Origin of the sequence: Amycolatopsis sp. VS8301801F10, assembly GCF_046195355.1 — a bacterium.
Lineage (GTDB): Bacteria > Actinomycetota > Actinomycetes > Mycobacteriales > Pseudonocardiaceae > Amycolatopsis.
In genome coordinates, this window is the sequence record NZ_CP176065.1 from 837,760 (window position 1) to 854,704 (window position 16,945).

The 16,945-nt window shown below is 68.3% G+C and carries 15 protein-coding genes; all 15 read right to left on the reverse strand.

All coding sequences use genetic code 11. The annotated features are described in order from the left end of the window. Positions 1-8: 8 nt before the first annotated feature. A complete protein-coding gene (locus F9C11_RS03995) occupies positions 9-1,559 on the reverse strand; it encodes an NADH-quinone oxidoreductase subunit M (protein WP_409183566.1) in 1,551 nt (516 codons plus the stop codon). 1 nt (position 1,560) lies between these two features. Then, the gene (gene nuoL / locus F9C11_RS04000) at positions 1,561-3,468 is read right to left on the reverse strand and encodes an NADH-quinone oxidoreductase subunit L (RefSeq protein ID WP_409183567.1); all 1,908 of its coding nucleotides are present in this window, start codon (positions 3,466-3,468) and stop codon (positions 1,561-1,563) included. A 13-nt stretch (positions 3,469-3,481) separates the two neighbouring features. Further along, positions 3,482-3,781: an NADH-quinone oxidoreductase subunit NuoK gene (nuoK, locus tag F9C11_RS04005; RefSeq protein ID WP_033291119.1), complete on the reverse strand. Its 300-nt coding sequence runs from the start codon at positions 3,779-3,781 to the stop codon at positions 3,482-3,484. Then, the gene (locus F9C11_RS04010; RefSeq protein WP_409183568.1) at positions 3,778-4,668 is read right to left on the reverse strand and encodes an NADH-quinone oxidoreductase subunit J; all 891 of its coding nucleotides are present in this window, start codon (positions 4,666-4,668) and stop codon (positions 3,778-3,780) included. Before F9C11_RS04010 ends, nuoK begins: the two co-directional genes overlap by 4 nt. Beyond that, positions 4,665-5,252 carry an NADH-quinone oxidoreductase subunit NuoI gene (gene nuoI, locus F9C11_RS04015; RefSeq protein ID WP_409183569.1) on the reverse strand — a complete coding sequence of 196 codons (588 nt, stop codon included), beginning with the start codon at positions 5,250-5,252 and terminating at the stop codon, positions 4,665-4,667. Before nuoI ends, F9C11_RS04010 begins: the two co-directional genes overlap by 4 nt. After that, positions 5,239-6,585: an NADH-quinone oxidoreductase subunit NuoH gene (gene nuoH / locus F9C11_RS04020; RefSeq protein WP_409183570.1), complete on the reverse strand. Its 1,347-nt coding sequence runs from the start codon at positions 6,583-6,585 to the stop codon at positions 5,239-5,241. The genes nuoI and nuoH overlap by 14 nt, the downstream gene beginning before the upstream one ends. Further along, positions 6,582-9,044, reverse strand: a complete 2,463-nt coding sequence (locus F9C11_RS04025) for an NADH-quinone oxidoreductase subunit G (protein WP_409183571.1) — start codon at positions 9,042-9,044, stop codon at positions 6,582-6,584. Before F9C11_RS04025 ends, nuoH begins: the two co-directional genes overlap by 4 nt. Next, a complete protein-coding gene (gene nuoF, locus F9C11_RS04030) occupies positions 9,041-10,324 on the reverse strand; it encodes an NADH-quinone oxidoreductase subunit NuoF (RefSeq protein ID WP_409183572.1) in 1,284 nt (427 codons plus the stop codon). Before nuoF ends, F9C11_RS04025 begins: the two co-directional genes overlap by 4 nt. Beyond that, positions 10,325-11,188 (reverse strand): NADH-quinone oxidoreductase subunit NuoE, encoded by an 864-nt coding sequence (gene nuoE, locus F9C11_RS04035; RefSeq protein ID WP_409183573.1) that lies wholly within the window; start codon positions 11,186-11,188, stop codon positions 10,325-10,327. It abuts the gene before it with no gap. Then, positions 11,185-12,516, reverse strand: a complete 1,332-nt coding sequence (locus F9C11_RS04040) for an NADH-quinone oxidoreductase subunit D (RefSeq protein WP_409183574.1) — start codon at positions 12,514-12,516, stop codon at positions 11,185-11,187. Before F9C11_RS04040 ends, nuoE begins: the two co-directional genes overlap by 4 nt. Continuing rightward, on the reverse strand, positions 12,513-13,274 hold the full coding sequence (locus tag F9C11_RS04045) for an NADH-quinone oxidoreductase subunit C (protein WP_409183575.1): 762 nt from the start codon (positions 13,272-13,274) through the stop codon (positions 12,513-12,515). Before F9C11_RS04045 ends, F9C11_RS04040 begins: the two co-directional genes overlap by 4 nt. A gap of 6 nt (positions 13,275-13,280) precedes the next feature. Further along, a complete protein-coding gene (locus F9C11_RS04050) occupies positions 13,281-13,829 on the reverse strand; it encodes an NADH-quinone oxidoreductase subunit B family protein (RefSeq protein ID WP_009072052.1) in 549 nt (182 codons plus the stop codon). Between the two features lie 4 nt (positions 13,830-13,833). Then, complete coding sequence (locus F9C11_RS04055) at positions 13,834-14,244, reverse strand: NADH-quinone oxidoreductase subunit A (RefSeq protein WP_409186807.1); 411 nt, start codon at positions 14,242-14,244, stop codon at positions 13,834-13,836. A gap of 642 nt (positions 14,245-14,886) precedes the next feature. After that, the gene (locus F9C11_RS04060) at positions 14,887-16,182 is read right to left on the reverse strand and encodes a geranylgeranyl reductase family protein (protein ID WP_409183576.1); all 1,296 of its coding nucleotides are present in this window, start codon (positions 16,180-16,182) and stop codon (positions 14,887-14,889) included. Between the two features lie 64 nt (positions 16,183-16,246). Further along, positions 16,247-16,936 carry a demethylmenaquinone methyltransferase gene (locus tag F9C11_RS04065; protein WP_409183577.1) on the reverse strand — a complete coding sequence of 230 codons (690 nt, stop codon included), beginning with the start codon at positions 16,934-16,936 and terminating at the stop codon, positions 16,247-16,249. Positions 16,937-16,945 lie beyond the last annotated feature (9 nt).

Consider the following 16,945-nt stretch of genomic DNA (forward strand, 5'->3'; position numbering starts at 1 on the left):
AGCACGGTTTACTTGCCTCCCTGCACGGCAGACAGCGTCGCCTGCACCGACGGGGTGATCGTGTCGAGCATCGGCTTGGGGTAGAAGCCCAGTCCGATGATCAGGATGACCAGGGGCGCGAGGATCGCGATCTCGCGTGTGCCCAGGTCGGTAATGGCCTTGCGCGCGCCGAGTTCCGGCGCGATCGCGGTGCCCGGTCCTCCTCCGACGCCGACCAGTGCGTCGCCGCGAACCGGGCCTTGCATGATCCGCTGGTACAGCCACAGCACGTACGCCGCGGCGAGCACCATGCCCACGGTCGCCAGGATCGTGTACACCGGCTGGTCCACAAAGGACCCCAGCAGCACGAGGAACTCGCTGACGAACGAGTTGGTCCCGGGCAGCGACAGCGCGGAAAGCCCGGCCAGCAACAGCATTCCGGCCAGCAGCGGGGTCACCTTCGCCATGCCGCCGTAGTCCGAGATCCGGCTCGACCCGCCGCGCATCACGATCAGGCCGATCACCACGATCAGCATCCCGGTCGAGAGGCTGTGGTTCAGCATGTACGACACCGAGCCGACCATCGCCTGCTCGTTGAAGGTGAAGATGCCCAGCGCGATGAACCCGAAGTGGGCGATCGACACGTAGGCGATGAACCGCTTCATGTCCTGCTGCCCGGCGGCGAGGATCGAGCCGTACAGCACGCCGATCACCGACAGGATCAGCACCAGCGGCGCGAGCGCCTTGCTGCCGTCGGGGAACATCGGCAGGCAGTACCGCAGGAAACCGAACGTGCCGACCTTGTCCAGCACGCCGACCAGCAGCACCGCGACGCCGATCGGGGCTTCGCCCGCGGCGTCCGGCAGCCAGGTGTGGAACGGGACCAGCGGAGCCTTGATCGCGAACGCGAGGAAGAAACCGAGGAACAGCCAGATCTGCGTGCCGGTCGGCGCGTCGCGCACCACCGTCACCAGCGTGGCCCAGTCGAACGTGCCCTTGCCGATCTTGTCCGAGGCCAGCGAGTACGCCCCGATCGCCGAGGCCAGCATGATCAGGCCGCCGAGGAACGAGTACAGGAAGAACTTCACCGCCGCGTACTGCCGGTTCGCGCCGCCGTAGCCGCCGATCAGGAAGTACATCGGGATCAGCATGATCTCGAACAGCACGTAGAAGAGGAACACGTCGGTCGCCGCGAAGACGCCGATCGTGATCGCCTCCTGCAGCAGGATCAGCGACAGGAACCCGCCCGCGCTGCGGCCCGCGGGCAGTTTGTCGGTGAGCCCGAGCGCGCCCACGACGATCGGCACCAGCAGCGCGATCACCGCGATCATGATCAGCGAGATGCCGTCGGTGCCGAACGAGATGTGGATGCCGAAGCTCGGGATCCAGTCCATCGTGGTGGCCTGCTGGATGCGCTCGCCCGAGGGCGAGTAGCTCGCCCAGAACGGGATGACCAGCAGGAACTCCACAATGGACACGGCGAGCGCCGTGGCGACCGCGGCCCGGTCGTTCCCCTTGAGGAACGCCAGCACCAGCGAGCCGGCCAGCGGCAGCAGGATGAGCGCCAGAAGCCAAGTCATGTCAGGAGAACCTCACCAGCAGAAGGGCCGCGAGAAGCAGGAACGTGCCGCCGAGCATGGACAGTGCGTACGACCGCACGAATCCGGTCTGCGTCCGGCGCAGCCGCCCGGACCCGCCGCCGAGTGCCGCGGCGAGGCCGTTCACCGCGCCGTCGACGCCGCGGTTGTCCACGTACACCAGGGCCCGCGCCAGCCAGGTGCCCGGACGGGCGACCAGGGTTTCGTTGAGCGCGTTGCCGTACAGGTCCTTGCGCGCCGCGCGGACCGGCCAGGCCACCCGCTCGGGCTTCTCGAGCGGAACGTCGCGCGAGGGACGGAAAAGCCAGACCGCCAGCAGCACGCCGAGCGCGGCCAGCACCAGCGTCGCCGCCGGGACCGTCCACGACGGGATCGGGGTGTGCTCGGCCTCCTCGAACTGGCCGACCACCGGGGCCAGCCAGTCCACGAACCGGTGGCCGATGGCGAAGAACGCGCCCGCGCCGACCGAACCGACCGCCAGGATCGCCATCGGGACCCACATGATGGGCTTGGACTCGTGCGGGTGGAAGTCGCGTCCGTCGCTGCTCTTGATGTCCTTCCAGCGCTGTTTGCCGAAGAAGGTCATCATCATCAGCCGCGTCATGTAGAACGCGGTGAGCCCGGCGCCGAGCACCGTGGCGAGGCCGAAAGCCCAGCCGCGCCAGCCTTCCTGGCCGAACGCCGCCTCGATGATCGCGTCCTTCGTGTAGTACCCGGTGAGGAACGGGAAGCCGATGATCGCCAGGTAGCCGAGGCCGAAGGTGACGAAGGTGATCGGCATCTTCTTGGCGAGGCCGCCGAACTTGCGCATGTCGACCTCGTCGTTCATGCCGTGCATGACCGAACCGGCCCCGAGGAACAGCCCGGCCTTGAAGAAGCCGTGCGCCACCAGGTGCATGATGCCGAGCGCGTAAATGCCCGGCCCGAGACCGACCGCCAGCATCATGTAGCCGATCTGGCTGACCGTCGAGTACGCGAGCACCTTCTTGATGTCGTCGTAGGCACAGCCGACGATGCACCCGAGCAGCAGCGTGACCGCGCCGACCAGGGTGACGACCAGCCGTCCGTCCGGCGTCGCGGTGAAGATGACGTTGGAGCGGGCCACCAGGTACACGCCCGCGGTGACCATCGTCGCCGCGTGGATGAGCGCCGACACCGGGGTCGGGCCCTCCATCGCGTCCGGGAGCCACGCCTGCAGCGGGAACTGGCCGGACTTACCGCAGGCGCCCAGCAGCAGCAGGATCGCGATGGCGGTGACCGCGCCCGGCGGGATCTTGCCCTGCGCCACGCCCTCGAAGACCTGCGCGTAGCCGGTCGACCCGACGTACTTGAACATCAGGAAGATCGCCAGCGCCAGCCCGACGTCGCCGACGCGGTTCATCAGGAACGCCTTCTTCGCCGCGGTGGCCGCGGACGGGCGGTTCTGATACCAGCCGATCAGCAGGTACGAGGCGAGACCCACGCCCTCCCAGCCGAGGTACAGCGTCACGAAGCTGTTGCCCAGCACCAGGATCAGCATCGAGGCGACGAACAGGTTCAGGTACGCGAAGAACCGGTACCGGCCCTCGTCGTCGGCCATGTAGCCGATCGAATAGAAGTGGATCAGCATGCCGACGCCGGTGATCAGCAGCACGAACGTCAGCGACAGCGCGTCGATGCGCAGCCCGAAGTCCACTTGCAACTGGGTCACCGGGATCCACGAGTAGACCTTGGTGTCGGTGACCGTGTGGCTGTCGGTGGAGAAGAACAGGATCACGGCGTACACGAAGGCGAGCGTGACGGTGGCACAGCCGAGCAGGTGCCCCCACGCTTTCGCGCGTTTGCCGGAGAGCAGCAGAACGAGGGCGCCGAGGGCGGGAAGGGCCACCAGCAGCCACGATGATGCGGTCACTCGGTCGTCTCCCTCAGTACTTCAGCAGGTTCGTGTCGTCGACCGAGGCCGAACGGCGGGTGCGGAAGATGGCCATGATGATCGCCAGTCCGACCACGACCTCGGCGGCCGCGACCACCATCACGAAGAACGCCATCACCTGGCCGTGCAGCCCGCCGTTGATGCGGGCGAAGGTGACCAGGGTCAGGTTCACCGCGTTCAGCATCAGCTCGATGCACATGAACACGACGATCGCGTTGCGGCGGACCAGCACGCCCACCGCGCCGATGCAGAACAGCAGCGCGGACAGCAGCAGGTAGTAGCTCGGGGTCACTTTCCTTCCCCTTCTTCTTCCTCGGCCGGCGCGGCCTTTTCGGAACCGCCGACCAGTGCGTGCGCGTCGGGCTTGGGGCCCTCGTCCGCGATGAGCTTGCGCTCGCGCATGAGCCGGATCGCCGAGGTGGATTCGATGATCTCCGACAGCGATTCCGGCGCGACCGAACCGTCCGGCAGCAGCGCCGGGGTCGAGACCGAGCTGGCGGTGGCGAACACGCCGGGCCCGGGCAGCGGCGACGGGCGGTCGTGTTTGCCTTGGAAGCGCAGCTTGACCAGTTCGCGCTGGGAGAGCTTGCTCTTGCTGCTGCGTCCGGTGAAGGCGAGCACCATCGCGCCGAGCGCGGCGGTGATCAGCAGCGCCGAGGTCAGCTCGAACGGGAACAGGTACTGGGTGAAGATCAGCCTGCCGAGACCGCCGGGGCCGCCGCCGGTCTGCTGGTAGGGGTCGAGCGGCTGGGCCGGGGTCACGTTCACCATCGCGCGGAACACGCCCGCGGCGATCAGCGCGGCGAGCCCGATGCCGAGCACCCCGGCGGCGAGCCGCTGCCCGCGCAGCACCTCGACCACCGAGTCCGAGCTGTCCCGGCCGACCAGCATCAGCACGAACAGGAACAGCATCATGATCGCGCCGGTGTAGACGATGATCTGGGTGAACCCGAGGAACGGCGCGGACTGCGTCATGTACAGCGCGCCGAGCGTCAGCATCGTGAGCACCAGCCACAGCGCCGAGTGCACGGCGTTGCGGGAGAAGATCATCCCGAGCGCGCCCAGCAGCGAGAGCGGGCCGAGGATCCAGAACGCGATGGCCTCGCCGGTCGTCACGGACGCGTCGACGCTGGCCGCCGGGGCCTGCGCGAGAAGGGGCAAGAGAGAGGCGGCAGTCACTGGTGGGCCTCCGTTGCGCCTCGTGAGTGCTGATCACGGTTAGAACCGTGATCGCCGCTCACGACACCCGCGGCCAGTTCGGGGCCGTTCACGTAGTAGTCCTGCTCGTTGTCGCCGAGCCGCATCGGGTGCGGCGGCTGCTCCATGCCCGGCAGCAGCGGGGCGAGCAGGTCTTCCTTGGTGTAGATGAGCCGCTGCCGGTCGTCGTCGGCCAGCTCGTAGAAGTTGGTCATGGTGAGCGACCGGGTCGGGCACGCCTCGATGCACAGGCCGCAGCCGATGCAGCGCAGGTAGTTGATCTGGTAGTCCTTGCCGTAGCGCTCGCCCGGCGAGTACCGCGCCTCTTCGGTGTTGTCGCCGCCTTCGACGAAGATCGCGTCCGCCGGGCACGCCCACGCGCACAGCTCGCAGCCGACGCACTTCTCCAGCCCGTCCGGATGCCGGTTGAGCTGGTGGCGGCCGTGGTAGCGCGGTGCGGCCGGGGCACCGGCCTCGGGGTACTCCTCGGTCGCGACCTTCTTGAACATCATCCCGAAGGTGACGCCGAATCCCTTGATGGGATTGAGGAAGTCAGTTGCCGCCATCTTCCGTTCCTTCCTGTGCGGCCGCCGCGGCGACGCTGGCCGGCTTGCGCCGCGCGGCCTTCGCCTCCGCCTTGGCCAGCGCCTTCTGCCGCGGCGTCGCGTCCGGGACCCGCAGGTCCAGCGGCGGCAGCGGGTAGCCGCTTCCGGCCAGGTCCACGTAGTCCGATTCGGGCAGCTTCTTGTCCGGCAAGGCGAGGCTCAGCAGCACGAGCACCACCAGCACGACGCCGACGCCGATGAGGATCTGCGGCCAGCTCCACTGGATCGTCTTGATCGCGACCACGACCACGATCCACACCAGGTTGACCGGGACCAGCACCTTCCAGCCCAGCCGCATGAACTGGTCGTAGCGAAGCCGGGGCAGCGTGCCGCGCAGCCAGATGAAGCCGAACAGCAGGATGAAGGTCTTGGCGAAGAACCAGAGGATCGGCCACCAGTTCTGGTTCAGCGCCGAATCGTCGCCGACGAACGGGAACCGCCAGCCGCCGAGGAACAGCGTGGTGCAGAACGCCGAGACGATCACCATGTTGACGTACTCGGCGAGGAAGAACATCGCGAACTTCATCGAGCTGTACTCGGTGTGGAACCCGCCGACCAGCTCGGATTCGGCCTCCGGGAGGTCGAACGGCGCGCGGTTCGTCTCGCCGACCATCGAGATCACGTAGATCACGAAGCTCGGGATGAGCATGTAGAAGTACCAGCCGTGCGATTGCGCCTGCACGATTTCCGACGTCTGCAGCGAACCGGAGTACAGGATCACCGCGACGATCGACAGCCCCATCGCGATCTCGTAGGAGATCACCTGCGCCGCCGAGCGCATGCCGCCGAACAGCGGATACGGCGAACCGGACGACCAGCCGGCCAGCACGATGCCGTACACGCCGACCGACGAGCAGGCGAGGATCACCAGCACGCCGACCGGGAGGTCCATCAGCTGCAGCACCGTGCGGTGCCCGAAGATCGAGACCACCGGGCCGAACGGGATGGCCGACAACGCGATCAGCGCCGGGACCGCGGACAGCACCGGGGCGAGGAAGTACACCTTGCGGTCGGCGGTGTCCGGGATGATCTGCTCCTTGAACGGGAGCTTGATCGCGTCGGCGAGCGACTGCAGGTAGCCGCCGGGGCCGACCCGGTTGGGGCCGGGCCGGTTCTGCATCCGGCCGATCGCCTTGCGCTCCCACACGATCAGGAAGATCGTCAGGACCGGCCCGATCAGCAGGACCACGACCGCCTTGAGCAGGACGAGCCACCACGGGTCGTCGGCGAGCAGCCGGGCGCGTTCGGCCGCGTCCGGGTACTCGGCGAGGAACTGCGTGAGCTGCGGGCTCACTGGTCACCTCCGGAGATCTGCACGAGCGCGCCGTGTCCGGCGGCGAGTGCGGCGCGGACGGCCGAGCCGTCGGAGTTGCCGGGCAGCCACACGACGCCGTCCGGCAGGTCGGCGACCTCGACCGGCAGGGTGATCGACCCGCGCTCGTTCGACACCCGGACGGTTCCGCCGAGACCTTCGGCGGTCTTCGCCGAAAGCCGCGCTACCGGCGGCCGCTGGGTGCCCTTGAGGTGCGGTTCGTCGTCCTGCAGCGAGCCGTTGTCGATCAGCTGCCGCCAGGTGGCGAGCACTGCCTTGCCGTTCGGGACCGGAGCAGCCGGGGCGGTGAGCGACGGCGCGGCCACCGAGGGGGCGACCGGCGCGAGCTTCGCGAAGTCGCCCGCGGCGGCGGCCGGGGTCTGGGTGAACAGGTCGGCGTCCATTTCGACGGCCAGCGTGTCGAGCACCCGGCCGTCGGAAAGGGAACCCGTGCCCTCCAGCGTGATGTCGAATTCGCGGCGGCGGCCCTCCCAGTTGAGGTAGCTGCCCGCCTTCTCGACCGCCGGGGCGATCGGCAGGACCACGTCGGCCCGTTCGGTGACCTCGCTCGCCCGCAGTTCGAGGCTGACCACGAACCCGACGTGGTCGAGCGCGCGCCGGGCCAGGTCCGGGTCCGGCAGGTCGTTCGGGTCGACGCCGCCGACCACCAGCGCATCCAGCTGCCCGCCCGAAGCGGCCTGGAGGATGCCGGTGACGTCGCGTCCCGGTTCGGCCGGAAGCTCGACGCCCCACTGCTTTTCGACCTCGGCACGGGCCGCCGCGTCGGTGACCGAGCGGCCGCCGGGCAGAAGCGTTGGCACACAACCGGTTTCGAGCGCGCCCCGGTCGCCCGCGCGGCGCGGGATCCACGCCAGCCGGGCTCCGGTGCGCTCGGTGAGCCGCAGCAGCGCGGAGAACAGGCCGGGGATTTCCGCCGCCCGCTCGCCGACCAGGATCACCGCGCCCTCGCCGCTGAGCGCCGCGTCGACGTCGGCCGCGTGCTGCGCGATGCCGTCCACCGCGGCCGCCTCGCCGCCGGGAACGCAGGCCAGCAGTTCGCCGAAGGTCTTGCGCACCGAGGAGGTCGTCCACTGTCCCAAGTGGACAACGCGGGTGCGGTTCTTGCGGGCCGCCTTGCGCAGCCGCAGGAACACGATCGGCGCTTCGTCCTCGGGTTCGAACGCCACGCACAGCACGGTGCGGGCGTTCTCGATCTCGGCGAACGTCACCCCGGTCTCCGGCGTGGTGCCCACGACCGTCGAGCCGAGGAACGCCAGCTCCTCGTCCGAATGCGCGCGCGTGCGGAAGTCGATGTCGTTGGTGCGCAAGGCGACCCGGGCGAACTTCGAGTACGCGTAGGCGTCCTCGACAGTCAGCCGGCCGCCGGTGAGCACCGCGCCGCCCTTGCCCTCGCGGGCCTTGAGCAACCCTTCCGCGGCGGTCCGGAGCGCGTCGGTCCAGGACGCCTCTTCCAGCTCGCCGCTGGCGTTGCGGACGAGCGGACGGCGGATCCGGTCACCGGCCTGCACGTAGCGGAACGCGAACCGGCCCTTGTCGCACAGCCATTCCTCGTTCACCTCCGGGTCGTCGCCGGCCAGCTTGCGCTGGACCTTGCCGCGCCGGAAGTCGGTGCGCTCGGCGCAGCCGGACGAGCAGTGCTCGCACACGCTCGGCGCCGACACCAGGTCGAACGGCCGCGACCGGAACCGGTACGCCGCGCTGGTGAGCGCGCCGACCGGGCAGATCTGGATCACGTTGCCGGAGAAGTAGCTCTGGAACGGCTCGCCGCCGGTGGTGCGCGAGGCGAGGTCGAGCACGTCCGCGGTTTCCGCGGTGCCGATCTGCTGGTGCGCGCCGCGTTCGAGCAGCGCGATGAACGGATCGCCGGCGATCTGGTCGGAGAACCGGGTGCAGCGCTGGCACAGCACGCAGCGTTCGCGGTCCAGCAGCACCTGCGACGAGATCGGCAGCGGCTTGGGGAACGTGCGCTTCGTGTCGACGAACCGCGATTCGGCGCGGCCGTGCGCGAGCGCCTGGTTCTGCAGCGGGCATTCGCCGCCCTTGTCGCAGATCGGGCAGTCCAGCGGGTGGTTGATGAGCAGCAGCTCCATCACGCCCTGCTGCGCCTTGTCCGCGACCGGCGAGGTCAGCTGGGTCTTGACCACCATGCCGTCGGCGACCGTCATCGTGCACGAGGCCTGCGGCTTCGGCATCGGACGGCCGCCCATTTCGACCTCGACCAGGCACTGGCGGCACGCGCCCGCCGGGTCGAGCAGCGGGTGGTCGCAGAACCGGGGGATGCTCGTGCCGAGCCGCTCGGCGGTGCGGATCAGCAGTTCGCCCTTGGGCGCGATGACCTCTTCGCCGTCGATGGTCAGCTTGACATAGCCCTCGGGGACCGGGGTTTCAGCCGTTTCGGGCTTGTCGGGCGCGATCGTCATGATGCCTGCGCTCCCACCAACTCGCGCTTGTTGCTCTCACACAAGGCCAGGAACTCGTCTCGGAAGTACTTGATGCCGCTCTGGATCGGCGACACCGCGCCGTCGCCGAGCGCGCAGAACGAGCGGCCGAAGATGTTGTCGCACACGTCGAGGAGGGTGTCGATGTCCTCCTCGGTGCCGTGGCCTTCGACCATCCGCTCCAGGATCTGCGCCAGCCAGTACGTGCCCTCGCGGCACGGCGTGCACTTGCCGCAGGATTCGTGCTCGTAGAACTGCGTCCACTTCATGACCGCCCACGGCACCGAAACGGTCTCGTTGAAGACCTGCACCGCGGTGGTGCCGAGCATCGAACCGGCCTCGGCCGCGCCCTCGAAGTCGAGCGGGACGTCGAGGTGCTCGGCGGTGAACATCGGCGTCGACGATCCGCCCGGGGTCCAGAACTTCAGCGGGATGCCGTCCTTCATGCCGCCGGCCAGCTCCAGCAGCTCGCGCAGCGTGGTGCCGAGCGGGCATTCGTACTGGCCGGGCTTCTCGACGTGGCCGGAGATCGAGTAGATCTTCGGACCGGGCGACTTCTCCCGGCCCATCTCGCGGAACCACGACGAACCGGCGTTGACGATGTACGGCGCGCTCGCGATGGTCTCGACGTTGTTCACCGTCGTCGGCGCGGCGTACAGCCCGGCGGCCGCGGGGAACGGCGGCTTGAGCCGGGGCTGGCCGCGGCGGCCTTCGAGCGAGTCCAGCAACGCCGTTTCCTCGCCGCAGATGTACGCGCCGGCCCCGGCGTGCACGGTCAGCTCGAGGTCCCAGCCGCTGCCGAAGATGTTCTTGCCCAGGTAGCCCTTCGCGTACGCCTCACGCGCGGCCGCGTTGAGCCGGCGGATGCAGTGCAGCGCCTCGCCCCGGACGTAGATGAAGCAGTGGTGCGACCGCATCGCGTACGAGGCGATGATGCAGCCCTCGATCAGCGAATGCGGGTCCGCCATCATCAGCGGAATGTCCTTGCAGGTACCGGGTTCGCCCTCGTCGGCGTTGATCACCAGGTAGTGCGGCTTGTCCTCGTTGGGCGGCATGAACGACCACTTCACGCCCGCCGGGAACCCCGCGCCGCCGCGGCCGCGCAGGCCGGAGTCCTTGACCACCTGCACGAGCTGCTCGGGCGTGGCGGCCAGCGCCTTGCGCGCCGCGGTGTAGCCCTCGAGCGCCTCGTAGGTCTCGATGCGCCAGGATTCCGGGGACAGCCAGCGCTTCGTGAGGACCGGAGTGATGGGATCAGCCATTTACTTCTTCTCCACTTCAGGAAGCGGAACATCCTGCATGCCCGGGGCGGACCAGCCGCGGTCGGCGGCCAGCTGCGCGCCGCGCAGGGTCTCGGCCGCCTGCGACGGGCCGTCCACCGCACTGCGGTAAGCGGCCTCGTCCTCCGGCCAGAACCCGGCGAGCTGCCGCTCCGCGCCCTTGAAGTCGGTCAGCGCCGCACCGCGCGTCGGGGCGGGCTTCTTGCCTGCCTGCAACGCGTCCACGAGCGCGACCGCCTGCTCCGGCGTCTGGTTGTCGAAGTACTCGTAGTTCACCTGGATGACCGGACCGAGGTCGCAGGCGGCGAGACATTCCGCGTGCTCCAGGGTGATCGAGCCCGGCTCGCCCGGCGTGCCGGCGGTTTCCTCGTGCCCCAGCGGCTTTTCCGGAGACCCGAGGTGCGTCTGGAGCTTCTTGTAGATGTCGTCGCCGCCCAGCGCCGCGCACAGCGTGTTGGTGCAGACGCTCACCAAGTGCTCGCCGCACGGACGGCGCTTGTACATCGTGTAGAACGTCGCGACCGCGCTGACCTCGGCGTCGGTCAGGTCGAGATGCCGCGCGCAGAAGGCGATGCCCTCCTGGCTCACGTAGCCCTGCACCGACTGCACGAGGTGCAGCATCGGCAGCAGCGCCGACCGCGACATCGGGTAGCGGGCGATGATTTCCTTCGCCTCGCGGTGCGTGTCGGCGTCGAACACGTCCGCCGCCGGCGTGTCGGCGAGGATTCCCTCGGCGACGGCCGGGTCGGGCGCGATCGCCGCGACATCGGTGTCGGCTGCCGCGGCGGCGTAGGTCTTCGTCGCGTCGTGCGGTCCCGGCTCCGGGACTGCGGTCGGGTTCGTCATCGGTCAACTCCCCCCAGAACCGGGTCGATCGAGGCGATCACGACGACGAGGTCGGCCACCAGGCCGCCCTCGGCCATCGCGGGCATCGCCTGCATGTTCACGAAACTCGGCTCCCGCAGGTGCACGCGCAGCGGACGGGTGCCGCCGTCGGACACCAGGTGCGCGCCGATCTCGCCGCGCGGCGATTCGACGGCCGCGTAGACCTGGCCCGGCGGCACGTGGAAGCCCTCGGTGACGAGCTTGAAGTGGTGGATCAGGGATTCCATCGACTGGCCCATGATCTTCTTGACGTGGGCGAGCGAGTTGCCCATGCCGTCGCTGCCGATGGACAGCTGCGCGGGCCAGGCGATCTTCTTGTCCTCCACCATGACCGGGCCGGGCTCGGCCATCTTCGCGACCTGCTTCATGATCCGCAGGCTCTGGTGGATTTCCTCCAGCCGCAGCAGGTACCGCGCCCAGCTGTCCGCGTCGGTCGAGGTCGGCACGTCGAACTCGAGTTCGTCGTAGCGCGAGTACGGCTCGGTCTTGCGCAAGTCCCACGGCAGGCCGGCGGCGCGCAGCACCGGGCCGGTGACGCCGAGTTCGAGGCACGCGTCGAGCGGCAGCACGCCGACGTCCTTGAGCCGGTTGCGCCAGATCGGCTGGCCGGTGAACATCTTGTCGTACAACGGAAGCCGCTTGTCCATGAGCTTGCAGAAGTCGAGGACCTTCTCCGCCCAGTCCTCGGGGAAGTCCTGGGCGAGCCCGCCGGGCCGGATGAACGCGTGGTTCATCCGCAGGCCGGTCAGGTACTCCAGCAGGTGCATCGCTTCTTCGCGCTCGCGGAAGCCGAGCGTCATCGCGGTGGTGGCGCCGAGGTCCATGCCGCCGGTCGCGATGAACACCAGGTGCGAGGTGATCCGGTTGAGTTCCAGGAGAAGCACGCGCAGCAGCTCCGCGCGCGGCGGGGCCTTGACGCCCAGCAGCTTCTCGACGCCGAGGCAGTAGCACATCTCGTTGGACAGCGGGGCGAGGTAGTCCGCCCGCGTCACGAAGGTGACGCCCTGGGTCCAGTTGCGGAATTCCGCGCTCTTCTCGATGCCGGTGTGCAGGTAGCCGACGACCGCGCGCAGCTGCGTGATCGTCTCGCCTTCCAGTTCCAGCACGAGCCGGAGCACGCCGTGCGTCGACGGGTGCTGCGGGCCCATGTTGATGACCATCCGGTCGTCGTGCTGGGCGTCGCCGAGAACCTCGTCCCAGTCGCCGCCGGACACGTGGTAGACCGGGCCTTCGGTGGTCTCCCGGACTTCCGCGTACTCGGCTTCCGTCGTTTCGTTGGTGCTGGTCACGAGTACGACCTCCGCTGGTCTGGCGGCGGGATTTCCGCGCCCTTGTATTCGACCGGGATCCCGCCGAGCGGGTAGTCCTTGCGCTGGGGGTGGCCGTCCCAGTCGTCCGGCATGAAGATGCGGGTCAGCCCGGGGTGGCCGTCGAAGACGATGCCGAACATGTCGTAGGCCTCGCGCTCGTGCCAGTCCGCGGTCGCGTAGACCGGAACCAGCGACGGGACGTGCAGGTCGTCCATGTCCATGGTGATTTCGAGCCGGATCCGGCGGCGGTAGGTCATCGACAGGAAGTCGTAGACCGTGTGCATCCGCTGCGGGACGTCCACGCCGTAGTCGACGCCGGTGACCGCGATCAGCATTTCGAAGCGCAGGCCCGGGTCGTTGCGCAGCACCCTGGCGATGTCGACGAGGTGCTCGCGGCTGACGTAGAAGGTGATCTCGCCGCGGTCGACGGTGGTCTGGAGGATCGCCGAAGGCGGGATCTTGTTGTCCGCCAAGGCGGCCATGAACTCGTCGGCGAACTCGTCGAACCAGCCGCCGTACGGGCGCTCCGCGGGCGGCGGGCTGTAGGCGGGTAGCCGCAGGCCGCCGTAACCGGAGGTGTCCCCGCTGCCGCGGACGCCGAACATGCCCTTGCGCTCGCGGCCGGCGACGACTGGTTCGGCGGGCCGCGTGCCCTGGGGTTCGAGCCCGGCTTCGGGCCGTTCCGCGCTGGACTGCGGGCCGCCGGTCCGCGGGTTCTCTTCGGGGTTCTCAGGCACCGGTGCTCACTTCTTCGCGTACTTGATCGAGGACGGGATCAGCTCGGTACGGGCCCCGCTGGCCGCGCGGATCGCGGCGCGGCGGGCGTTGATCGGCTCGTCCTGGATCTTGGCGTGCAGCTTGAGGATCGCGTCGAGCAGCATTTCCGGCCGCGGCGGGCAGCCGGGCAGGTACATGTCGACCGGGACGATGTGGTCGACGCCCTGCACCACGGCGTAGTTGTTGAACATGCCGCCGGACGAGGCGCAGACGCCCATCGAGAGGACCCACTTGGGCTCGGCCATCTGGTCGTAGATCTGGCGCAGGACCGGGGCCATCTTCTGGGTCACCCGGCCGGCCACGATCATCAGGTCGGCCTGCCGCGGCGTGGCGGAGAACCGCTCCATGCCGAACCGCGCGATGTCGTAGCGCGAACCGCCGACCGACATCATCTCGAACGCGCAGCAGGCGAGCCCGAAGGTCGCCGGCCACAGGGAGTTCTTGCGTGCCCAGTTGACCAGTCCCTCGAGGCTGGCCAGCAGGATGCCGTTGGGGAGTTTTTCTTCCAGGCCCATGGGTTCAGTTCCAATCCAGGCCGCCGCGCCGCCACACGTAGGCGTACGCGAACCCGACCGTCACGATGAACAGCACGATCTCCACCAGGCCGAAGACACCGAGCGCGTTGGCGTTCACCGCGAACGGGTAGAGGAACACCATCTCGATGTCGAACAGGATGAAGAGCATGGCCGTGATGTAGTAGGCCACCGGCATCCGGCCGCCGCCGACGAGCGGCTGCGGCGACGGTTCGATGCCGCATTCGTAGGCCGCGGTCTTCGCGCGGTTGTACCGCTTCGGCCCGACGAGCGGCCCCAGCAGCACGGAGAACACGGCGAACGCCGCCGCGAGCACGAACAGCAGGACGAGCGGCAGATACACGTTCAGTCCGGGCGCCGCCGGTCCGGGATCGGCCTGCGCCAGCACGGGCACCATCAGCACGGGGTCTTCGCCATCCTTTCCGCGCCGCTGCGGGTTGTTCTCGGGTGGTGGTCCGAGTCCTCGGTGGCGACCCTAAGGGAGCTGGGTCACACCGCCGAGGGTCAGGGCGCCCTTACGGCCCGTGTCCGGACCATCGCACGCTTGTGAAATAGTTCACAAGCGACACGTCGCGGTTGTGAAGCGATTCACAAAGCATGGGGGGAGTGTAGGACGTGAGTCACACTCTTGTCCCGAGGGGTTGCGGACTAAGGCCCACCTAACTTGACCGCCCCCTTCCCCAGGCCCACCCCTGCGCGCACCAGCGAGACCAGCGGTAAAGCCCCCTTGAACAACCGCGCCAGCCCACCAAGGCGACTCGATCTTGTGACGTATCACACTGACCGGCCGGACAACCATTGCTCCACCCGGGTAACACCACAACCCCACCCGCAGCCGGTGCACCCACGAGCGAGGCACCCACACCCCTCCCCCGCCCCCGATACACAGCCAAAAACACGGCGCTGGGGTGCTTGTCAAGGCATCTTTCCCGCCTTGACAAGCACCCCAGCGCCGTAGTCACACTAAAAAATCGGGGGGCCCACGCAACCACTAAACCCGGCAATGTCGCCCGCCAGGGCGACGAGCCGCCCAGAAGATTCACCGAGGACTAGGCGTAACCCGAGCCAACGCCGAGATCAACCGATCCACCCCGTCCCCGCCCCGAGCGTCATAACACCCGGAAAGCCCCTTGTACACCAAGGGAAGGATCTTGTTGACCCGCAACCCGTACTTGGTAGCCGCGTGCATGATCTTGGGCTTCCCGATCAACTTGGCGAACACATTCCCGAGCCGGTAATACCCGCCCATCAACTCGGCGACAGCCCGCGGATACCCCTCCAACGCCCGCTCCCGAGACGGCCCCTCCGGCCGAGCCAACGCCTGCACCACAGCCTCCGCCGCGAGCTGCGCCGACTCCATCGCCGCGGAAATCCCCTCGCCGTTGAACGGACTGACCATCCCGCCGGCGTCGCCGAGCAACAGCAGCCCATCCCGGTAATGCGGAGTCCGGTTGAACCCCATCGGCAACCCAGCCCCGCCGACCTTGCCGATGGCGTTCTCCTCGCGATACCCCCATTCCTCAGGAGTCCCGTCCAGCCACTGCCGCAACAACGCCCGGTAATCGGTATTCCGGAACGATGCCGACGTCGACAGCATTCCGAGCCCGACGTTGACCGTCCCGTCGCCGAGCGGGAACGCCCACCCATACCCGGGCAGCAACTTGGGATTCCGGGGATCAGACCGGTCCCACAACTCAAGATGACCCTCGATAAACGGATCATCATGCTTGGGACTCTTGTAATACCGCCGAACCGCGACCCCCATCGGCCGCTTCTCGTTCTTGTCGATCCCGACGCTCAACGCCAGCCGAGCCGAAACCCCATCGCAAGCCAACACCAACGGCGCCCGATAACTGACGGGCGTCTTCTCCGGCCCCACCTTCGCCTCGACCCCGACAACCCGGCCGGACGCGTTGGTAATCGCCCCAGTAACCGTGGTCCGCTCATACAACCGCGCCCCAGCCTTCACCGCGGTCTTGGCCAGCAAATCGTCAAAATCATGCCGCGTACGAGACACCCCGTACGGCGGATAATCAGTGAGATCCGGCCAATCGAACTCCAGCGTCAGATCCCCGGTCAGAATCCGCAGCCCCCGGCTGCGCACCCACCCAGCCTCTTCGCTGGTATCCAGCCCGAGATCGATCAGCTGCTTCACACCCCGCGGCGTGAGCCCGTCGCCGCACACCTTCTCGCGCGGGAAGACGGTCTTCTCCAGCAGCAGCACGTCCACCCCGGCCCGGGCGAGGTAGGTGGCCGCGGTCGAACCAGCCGGTCCGGCCCCGACCACGATCACTTCGGCGTCGTGGTCTGGGCTGCGGCGGCGCGAAGTCGTCATACATTCGAAAATACAGCGTGGCGCGGCCACTCCATTGAGGGCGGTGGAGGGGAGGAAGGCGGAGTCAGGCAGGCTTGCGCGCGCGGTGGATCGCGACGACGCCGAAGGTGAGGTTCAGCCATTCCACCTCGGTCCATCCCGCGCTCGCGATGATCTCGCCGAGCCCACGCTGATCGGGCCAGGCGAGCATCGATTCGGCCAGGTAGGAGTAGGCCTCGGGGTTGGTCGAGGACCGGCTGCCGACCCAGGTCAGCAGCTTGAGGATGAACCGCCGGTAGACGAACCGGATCGGGGCGAAGGTGGGCGTCGAGACCTCGCAGATCACCAGCCGGCCGCCCGGTTTGACCACCCGCAGGATCTCGGCGAGCGCGCCCTTGGTGTCGACGAAGTTCCGCAGCGCGAGCGAGATGGTGACCGCGTCGAAGCTGTTGTCGGCGAACGGCAGGCACATCGCGTCCGCGGCGACCATCGGCACCTTCCGGTGCAGCCCCGCCTTGAGCATCCCGACGGAGAAATCGGCGGCGAGGCACCAGGCTCCGCCGCGCGCGTACTCGACGGTGGACACCCCGGTGCCCGCCGCCAGGTCGAGCACCTTCTCCCCCGGTTTGGCGTCCAGCACGCGCGCCGTGGTGGTGCGCCAGCGCCGGTCGAACCCGAACGTCATGAACGAGTTCGCCCGGTCGTAACCGGACGCGACGCCGTCGAACATCGCGGCGACTTCATGCGGATCCTTGTCCAGGCTCGCTCGGGGCATGGGTCCGAG

Excerpts from the sequence above, each read along its gene's own strand:
- F9C11_RS03995 (WP_409183566.1), bottom strand. The coding sequence starts at position 1,559 with ATGACTTGGCTTCTGGCGCTCATCCTGCTGCCGCTGGCCGGCTCGCTG.
- nuoI (WP_409183569.1), bottom strand. The coding sequence starts at position 5,252 with ATGGCGGCAACTGACTTCCTCAATCCCATCAAGGGATTCGGCGTCACC.
- F9C11_RS04025 (WP_409183571.1), bottom strand. The coding sequence starts at position 9,044 with ATGACGATCGCGCCCGACAAGCCCGAAACGGCTGAAACCCCGGTCCCC.
- nuoF (WP_409183572.1), bottom strand. The coding sequence starts at position 10,324 with ATGGCTGATCCCATCACTCCGGTCCTCACGAAGCGCTGGCTGTCCCCG.
- nuoE (WP_409183573.1), bottom strand. The coding sequence starts at position 11,188 with ATGACGAACCCGACCGCAGTCCCGGAGCCGGGACCGCACGACGCGACG.
- F9C11_RS04050 (WP_009072052.1), bottom strand. The coding sequence starts at position 13,829 with ATGGGCCTGGAAGAAAAACTCCCCAACGGCATCCTGCTGGCCAGCCTC.
- F9C11_RS04055 (WP_409186807.1), bottom strand. The coding sequence starts at position 14,244 with ATGGTGCCCGTGCTGGCGCAGGCCGATCCCGGACCGGCGGCGCCCGGA.
- F9C11_RS04060 (WP_409183576.1), bottom strand. The coding sequence starts at position 16,182 with ATGACGACTTCGCGCCGCCGCAGCCCAGACCACGACGCCGAAGTGATC.
- F9C11_RS04065 (WP_409183577.1), bottom strand. The coding sequence starts at position 16,936 with ATGCCCCGAGCGAGCCTGGACAAGGATCCGCATGAAGTCGCCGCGATG.